This is a genomic window from Acinetobacter lactucae, assembly GCF_013344765.1.
GTDB classification, from domain to species: domain Bacteria; phylum Pseudomonadota; class Gammaproteobacteria; order Pseudomonadales; family Moraxellaceae; genus Acinetobacter; species Acinetobacter lactucae_A.
Window position 1 is genome coordinate 1 of sequence record NZ_JABVBF010000178.1, and the last position, 6,935, is coordinate 6,935.

A 6,935-nucleotide genomic window follows, 5' to 3' on the forward strand; every position below is an offset into this window, starting at 1 on the left:
AAATAATATATTTCTCTCATTTGATCACTTACCACATAATAGCGGCCACTACGAAGGACGTGCTTTCTTGGCAGATCATCTTTCGTTCCACAGATATCCAAACCCTCTGGATGTGGTATATACCCATCCTTTTTTATGCTCAGTTATCCCTATATAACTGAGCTTTTTTTTGTTTGAAATTAGACGCGAATAATCTCTCTGGTAAGAGCGTTAATGATTCTACTTGGCTGTTGGCTCTGGCCTAAGTCACCATTCAGATAGTTTAATTGTGAACCAAAGTATTGGCAGGCATCCTGTAGTGAGTGCGCAGGTTCTTGCCCGCTTGGGTTTGCACTTGTCGAGACAATAAAACCATGAAAAGCGTTGCACAATGCCACACATAAAGGATGTGTAGTGACTCGAACAGCGACAAGTGGATGCTCACCTTTAATCCACGAAGGAATATGTTCACCGGCTGGTAATAGCCAAGTTGTTGCTCTTTCTGAAGGTTGATGATTCGTCCAACAATCAATAATTTCTTGTTGGGTGGTTTGAGGTAGAGAAGTTAGCAGGTGCTCGACTTGGCTAATATGACCTGCCAATAAAATTACACCCTTTTCAATAGGCCTTTGCTTTAACTCAAGAATCTTTTGAAAAGCTTGCTCATTAAAAGGGTCACAACCTAGCCCCCAAACTGCCTCAGTTGGATATGCCAAAACTTGACCTTGTTGTAAACATTCGGCTGCTTCGGTAACTGAGGTGGTAATCATGTTAATACTCTTCCTTTCAATCAGACAGAATTGCTATTGTGCGCTCCAATACTAAGAGCGACAACGTAAATACAATCCTGATTGTTGCATACATAAACCAAGTAGTTCTAGTTCCATCAGTGAAGAGGTGAGTTCTGCCACAGGCTGAGAGTGATGTAAGACAAGCTGATCAATATTTTGTCCGACCCAGTCTAAAGATTGATAAAGATTAATTAAATGCTCAGGAATTTCTGGGGCGGTAGAAACTATCGCCTCCTGAGTTGAGTTTTGTTGCTGACTTTGCCATTGGGTAGGTAAAGCAAGGTCTTCAATAATCTGTTCAGGATGATCGACTAAAATTGCTCCCTCACGAATGAGTTGATGGCAACCTTGATGAAATTCACTGTAAATATGACCAGGAATGGCAAATACGGTTTTACCTTGCTCAGCAGCTTTGTTGGCAGTAATCAGAGAGCCACTTTTTAACGTTGCTTCTACCACTAACACTCCTAAACTCAAACCACTAACAATTCGGTTTCGACGGGGAAAATGCTGCTGTAATGGTGGGGTTCCAGGTAAAAACTCAGTAATAATGGCGCCGTTTTGAGCCAAAATTTGTTCGGCAAGTTTTTTATTCTGAGCAGGATAGGTACTGTCTAGACCTGTTCCTGTGACAGCAATAGTCCGTTGATGTGCTGAAGCACCTTGATGAGCGGCTTCATCAATGCCATATGCCAAGCCACTACTTACATAAAATCCTTTTTCACTTAAGTAATAGGCAAAATCATAAGCCACCTGACGGCCATGTGGGCTTGGTTTTCGACTACCTACAATCGCAATTTGTGGTTGCAACAAGGCTTGTGCTTGACCTTTTCCAAAAATGATAGGTGGATGATCTGTATAAGGTAGTAATTGAGTGGGATAGCCTGAGTCATCTACAGTTAAAATAAAGTCAGTATGCTGATGGATCTGTTGAATCAGTTTTTCAAACTGAGCTTGGCCTTGAGCAGTTTGAAATTCAGCTACACGTTTTAAATGATTAGCATGTAAACCAAGATTTGACCACTGTGCCAAATTAACTGGTTGGACTGCCTTTTCGCAATTACCAAAATAATCGACAATTTTTCTAAAGCTGACTAAAGAGTGTTGCACCAAATACCACACTTTAAGCGTGTGGTAATGGTGTGAAGTAAGTTGAGTAAGCATCGTAAAAAGTACATCCAGCATTAATCATTAAAGCGGGGTGGCTGAATACTTGAACCAATTTTAATTGGTAAATCGCTTTCTAATACGTAGGCATAACTCAATTGATCAAAAGTTCTAAAAACCATTAAGCTACCAATTTGTTGACCAGGTAACTGTATTGATTCTTTGGTTTTAGGATCCCGAATAGTTTCCCCTTGCTGGGTAATATCAAAAACTTGCCCTACTTGAATACCTTGTGCAGTACCTCGGTCCAAAGTCACCACACTATTTTTGGCGGCGGTACCAATTGATCCCATTACCCGAATAATTTTACCGCCATCCGTCACTTGAGTGGCATCCACTGGATAAAATAAGGTGGGTAATGTGGCTTCCTCTTCCAACATAACTCGATCACCACGTCGTACTTCGGAATTGTAGCTATCAGTCAACTCAAGCGTGGTAATGTCTTTTTCAGAAGAGATAGCAATACCCGAGGCAACTTGTTGTAGTTCAAGACCTAGGCTGTGCTTTTTGCCTTTACTATCTGTGAAATAATAAGGTTCACTTTCACGGTAGACTGCATAACGTTGACCATCAATTAAACCTTGTCCGCGTGCATAAATAGTTTGACCTTTGGCTGCGAGTACACGTTGATCGACAGTACCGATTACATAAGGAGTATGTTGAATTGAATCGGCTGGTAGAATAGTGCTGTGTTCTAACCACTGTTTGATATGTTCAACGGGAATAACGGGTACGTTATTGTTAATTGACTCCACACGAACTTGAGGTTGTAAATTTGTCATTTGACCTGTGTAACGGCGAATAATGCCTACACAACCGTCTCCCTCATCTTTTCCAACCAATGGACGGCCATCTAAACTACATAGCAATAATCGATCACCTGGATAAATCCAGTGTGGATTTTTGACATGCTGATTATTTGCCCAAATTTCAGGCCAGCGCCAAGGTTTACTCAGAAAGTGACCGGAAATGTCCCATAGAGTATCTCCTCGTTTTACTACGTAGACATGTGGTGCATTACTTTTAAGAGAGGGTGGATTATGGTTTGGACTAGCAGCATAAACCTCTGCTACCGTACCGAATGCAACCCCTGTAAAAAGTGCGAAAGCAAGTAAATGCTTTTTTATCCCCAAAGCATGAAATTGAACCATGCCGTCAAAAACCTTTTTCATTATGATAATTCCTAAAAATTATGCGTGCAGATGCGTTATAATAGGCGGCTAACACACAATTTTTCGATGAAGTATTCCCTTCATTTGGTTTTTCAATCAATGGCATAAGTGAGGACGTCAGTATGGCCTTATTACCTATTTTAAGTTTTCCTGATCCCCGTCTTCGTACCATTGCTAAGCCTGTTGAAGAAGTTACTGATGAAATTCGTCAACTTGCAGCAGATATGCTTGAAACCATGTATGCGGCACCAGGTATTGGTTTAGCAGCTTCTCAGGTCGATCGTCACATTCAGCTTATCGTCATAGATTTGTCTGAATCTAAAGATGACCCTATGGTTTTCATTAACCCCAAAATAACTCCACTGACAGAAGATAAGCAGCAGTACGAAGAAGGCTGCCTATCGGTGCCACAAATATACGACAAAGTTGAGCGCCCGTCACGTGTGAAAATTGAGGCAATTAACCTTGAAGGTCAAGCATTTGAGATAGAAGCTGATGGACTTCTCGCTGTTTGTATCCAACATGAAATGGATCACTTAAATGGCAAATTATTTGTGGATTATTTGTCGCCACTTAAACGTCAGCGTGCTCGAGAAAAAGTCGAAAAAGTTGTTCGTCAACGTGAGCGTGAAAAAGTTGCAGTAAAACGTTAAAAATTTCTATTCTTGAAACATCAATGTAGTGTGGATGTGATTTTTGGTTTTTCGTAGTGGTTTACTGCTTGCATGTGCAGCAGTATTTTTACAGGTTGCGGTATTTCTACAACCGCTATTACCGAAGCAGTATCAAATTGCTCCGGTCTGTGAAACTATTACCCTCGCTTTGCTTAAGCCTAAAGCACAGATGGAAACCATGTCATATGCCATGCATTCGCATCATGAGCATCATATTGAACAGGTACAAGCCTCTGGGCAACATGACCATCATGATGCAAATCACCAGTGTCAATATTGTACCGTCTATGCCAATCTGGTTTTACCACCTGAATTCGGCGTAAAAGAAGTTTTAGTCCGCATACAAGTCCGTTTAGTCGCTTATCAACAAGCATTTAGACATGTTTACTTTGCACTACAGCGACTTTTTCTACTCCCGCAAGGGCGTGCACCACCTCTATTTGCATAAATAAAAGCAGTTTTTTGTTGGGGTCTTAACTGACTTCGATATCACTTTATTTATGTTTTAGAGCGTATAAAAATGCCACATTCTAAATTTTTACTACAACCGCTATGGGTTGCGATGCTTGCTGTCTCTCATTCGGGTTTGGTTTTTGCTGATTCAGAAAGAAATGATGTTGATACCAAAACACTTCACTCATTAGCACCTATTGTTGTTACAGCACAGCAAGGTAATGATGCAAATGGTCTGATCGTACATGCAGATCCAAAGCAACCGATCCAGCCAGTCCCTGCTACTGATGGCGCAGACTACTTGCAAAGTATTATGGGATTTAACTCGATACAAAGCGGTGGAACAAATGGTGATGTGACATTCCGCGGTATGTTTGGCTCACGCATCAAAATTCTAACGGACGGTACAGAGAACTTAGGTGCATGTCCAAACCGTATGGATGCTCCAACTTCTTATATCTCTCCAGAAAGTTATGACCGCATTTCTGTTATTAAAGGTCCGCAAACTGTTCAATATGCCAATACAGGTTCGGCAGCAACAGTCCTTTTTGAACGTCAGCCTGAGAAACTTACCTCTGAAAAACCTTATCGTGGGCAAGCGAGTGTCTTGCTAGGTTCATATGGACGCATTGACCATAATGTTGAAGCGGCAGTTGGCGATGAGAAAAAATATATCCGTTTAAATGCCAACCGTTCAGAGTCGAATAGTTATCAAGATGGTGATGGCAATACCGTGCCGTCAGCATGGAAAAAGTGGAATGCTGATGTAGCGCTTGGCTTTACTCCAGATGAAAACACGTGGATCGAGCTCATGGGTGGAAAATCTGATGGTGAATCGCTTTATGCTGGACGTTCAATGGACGGTTCTCAGTTTGCGCGTGAAAGCTTAGGGCTACGTTTTGAAAAGAAAAATATCACTGATGTCATTAAGAAAATTGAAGGGCAGGTGAACTATAGCTATAACGACCATATTATGGATAACTTTAGCTTACGTACTCCGCCATTAGTTGAAATGAATCATGGTGGTATGACCATGCTGATGCCGAATGCGATGGCAATGCAGGTAACGCGCCGTACATTAAACTCACGTTTAGCCATGACTTCTGAATGGAATAAGTGGAGTTTAATCACAGGTGTAGATTCTCAATTCAATAAACATGGCGGTAGCATGTCATCGCCAAATATGCCTTCTATGAATATTCCATATCGTCAAGATATGCGTTTTCAATCCTACGGTGCTTTTGGTGAACTCGGTTATCAATGGAATGAACAAAACAAACTGGTTACAGGCGTACGTTTAGATCGAGTAACAGTTGAAGATGAGCGTGTAGATTCTCAGACGAAAGGCTTTAATACTAAACTTGAAAAGACTTTGCCGAGTGCATTTGTCCGTTGGGAAAATCAACATCCTGAGCATGACCTAAAAAGCTATATTGGTTTAGGTTATGTAGAGCGTATGCCTGATTATTGGGAGCTTTTCTCGCCTAAACATGGTAATGCGGGCTCAACCAATACTTTTAACGGTGTGAATCCTGAAAAAACATTACAGTTAGATCTGGGCTTCCAGCAACAACATAGTGCTTTAAATACATGGGCTTCTGTTTATGCAGGTTTAGTTGATGACTACATCTTAATGAGTTACCACCATCACCCAAGCACTGGAATGGGTGGACATGATATGAGCCATGATATTACTGCGGGTGCCAAGAATGTCGATGCCACCATTGCTGGCGCAGAAGCGGGTATTGGATATCAATTTACTGATCATATTCAGGCAGATTTGAGTGCGATGTATGCATGGGGTAAAAACACCACAGATGACAAACCACTACCTCAAATTTCACCTTTAGAAGGTCGCTTAAATATTCGCTATGTGGCTGACAAATATAATTTAGGTCTGTTGTGGCGAGCTGTTGCTGAGCAAAATCGTGTGAGTCTACATCAAGGTAATATCGTGGGATATGATCTAAAACCAAGTAAAGGTTTTTCAACGCTATCCCTGAACGGAAGTTACAACCTGCGTAAAGATATTGATGTCTCTGTTGGCATCGATAACGTACTAGATAAGACCTACACCGAACACTTAAATAAAGCGGGTAGTGCAGGCTTTGGATTTGCGAGCGAAGAGCAGTTCAATAATATCGGAAGAAATTATTGGGTTCGTATGAGCATGAAGTTTTAATCAGCTTAACGAATTAAATGAGCTAAAAATATTAATTTAACGAGAGAAATCAAATGACAAATAAATTATCGCCTGAACAATCTTGGTGGGGATGGAAGTTACTTATTGTGGCTTCTATCCTGAGTGTATTATTTATGATAATTTTTTACTTGGCGATCAACAATGAGCCTGACTATATGCCAAGTCAAAAAAAGAAGCAGATGATGGAGTCGCACGAGCAAATGAATCACGCTGAAATGCATAGTTCATCAGCTCAATAAGTTCCTTAATATTCGAAAATGGAAGTCTAATTAACGGGCTTCCATTTTTGTTTTTAGGTTTTAAAAATTATTGATGCATACTCGCTAAGGTTTTTGCCTTACCTTGAATCTGATAAGGCGTTAAGCCAAGCTTTTGTAGATTGCGGATAGGGCATAGGACTTCGAGCAGGTAAAGCATAAATCCTTTGTAATTATTAATAGTACGCTTTTTACGATGATGCGATATGTGAATCAGAACAATTTTCTTATATCAGAAC

General features: G+C 40.7%; 7 protein-coding genes and 2 pseudogenes. 5 read left to right on the top strand and 4 right to left on the bottom strand.

Annotated features, from left to right (window positions below):
• Positions 1-179 precede the first annotated feature (179 nt).
• The 3 genes from HUN22_RS14530 to HUN22_RS14540 are packed head-to-tail and all read right to left on the bottom strand — an operon-like array spanning position 180 to position 3,109.
• On the bottom strand, positions 180-749 hold the full coding sequence (locus HUN22_RS14530) for an L-threonylcarbamoyladenylate synthase (RefSeq protein WP_104075545.1): 570 nt from the start codon (positions 747-749) through the stop codon (positions 180-182).
• A 51-nt stretch (positions 750-800) separates the two neighbouring features.
• Positions 801-1,934 (bottom strand): DNA-processing protein DprA, encoded by a 1,134-nt coding sequence (dprA, locus tag HUN22_RS14535; protein ID WP_174730726.1) that lies wholly within the window; start codon positions 1,932-1,934, stop codon positions 801-803.
• 20 nt (positions 1,935-1,954) lie between these two features.
• Positions 1,955-3,109: a LysM peptidoglycan-binding domain-containing protein gene (locus HUN22_RS14540; RefSeq protein ID WP_174730729.1), complete on the bottom strand. Its 1,155-nt coding sequence runs from the start codon at positions 3,107-3,109 to the stop codon at positions 1,955-1,957.
• A gap of 122 nt (positions 3,110-3,231) precedes the next feature.
• Here HUN22_RS14540 and def point away from each other — a divergent pair, with 122 nt between their 5' ends.
• The 4 genes from def (at position 3,232) to HUN22_RS14560 (ending at position 6,678) form a co-directional block, all read left to right on the top strand.
• On the top strand, positions 3,232-3,762 hold the full coding sequence (gene def / locus HUN22_RS14545; protein ID WP_032055797.1) for a peptide deformylase: 531 nt from the start codon (positions 3,232-3,234) through the stop codon (positions 3,760-3,762).
• A gap of 43 nt (positions 3,763-3,805) precedes the next feature.
• Positions 3,806-4,231, top strand: a complete 426-nt coding sequence (locus HUN22_RS14550; protein ID WP_174730732.1) for a DUF2946 family protein — start codon at positions 3,806-3,808, stop codon at positions 4,229-4,231.
• A gap of 72 nt (positions 4,232-4,303) precedes the next feature.
• Positions 4,304-6,418 carry a TonB-dependent copper receptor gene (locus tag HUN22_RS14555; protein ID WP_174730735.1) on the top strand — a complete coding sequence of 705 codons (2,115 nt, stop codon included), beginning with the start codon at positions 4,304-4,306 and terminating at the stop codon, positions 6,416-6,418.
• A gap of 53 nt (positions 6,419-6,471) precedes the next feature.
• The gene (locus tag HUN22_RS14560) at positions 6,472-6,678 is read left to right on the top strand and encodes a hypothetical protein (protein ID WP_000182542.1); all 207 of its coding nucleotides are present in this window, start codon (positions 6,472-6,474) and stop codon (positions 6,676-6,678) included.
• 67 nt (positions 6,679-6,745) lie between these two features.
• On the opposite strand, the pseudogene HUN22_RS18225 reads toward HUN22_RS14560, so the two are convergent.
• Positions 6,746-6,823: pseudogene (locus HUN22_RS18225) on the bottom strand (hypothetical protein); the annotation flags it as partial.
• A 12-nt stretch (positions 6,824-6,835) separates the two neighbouring features.
• On the opposite strand from HUN22_RS18225, the pseudogene HUN22_RS14565 reads away from it, so the two are divergent.
• A pseudogene (locus HUN22_RS14565) lies at positions 6,836-6,935 on the top strand (TetR/AcrR family transcriptional regulator); the annotation flags it as partial.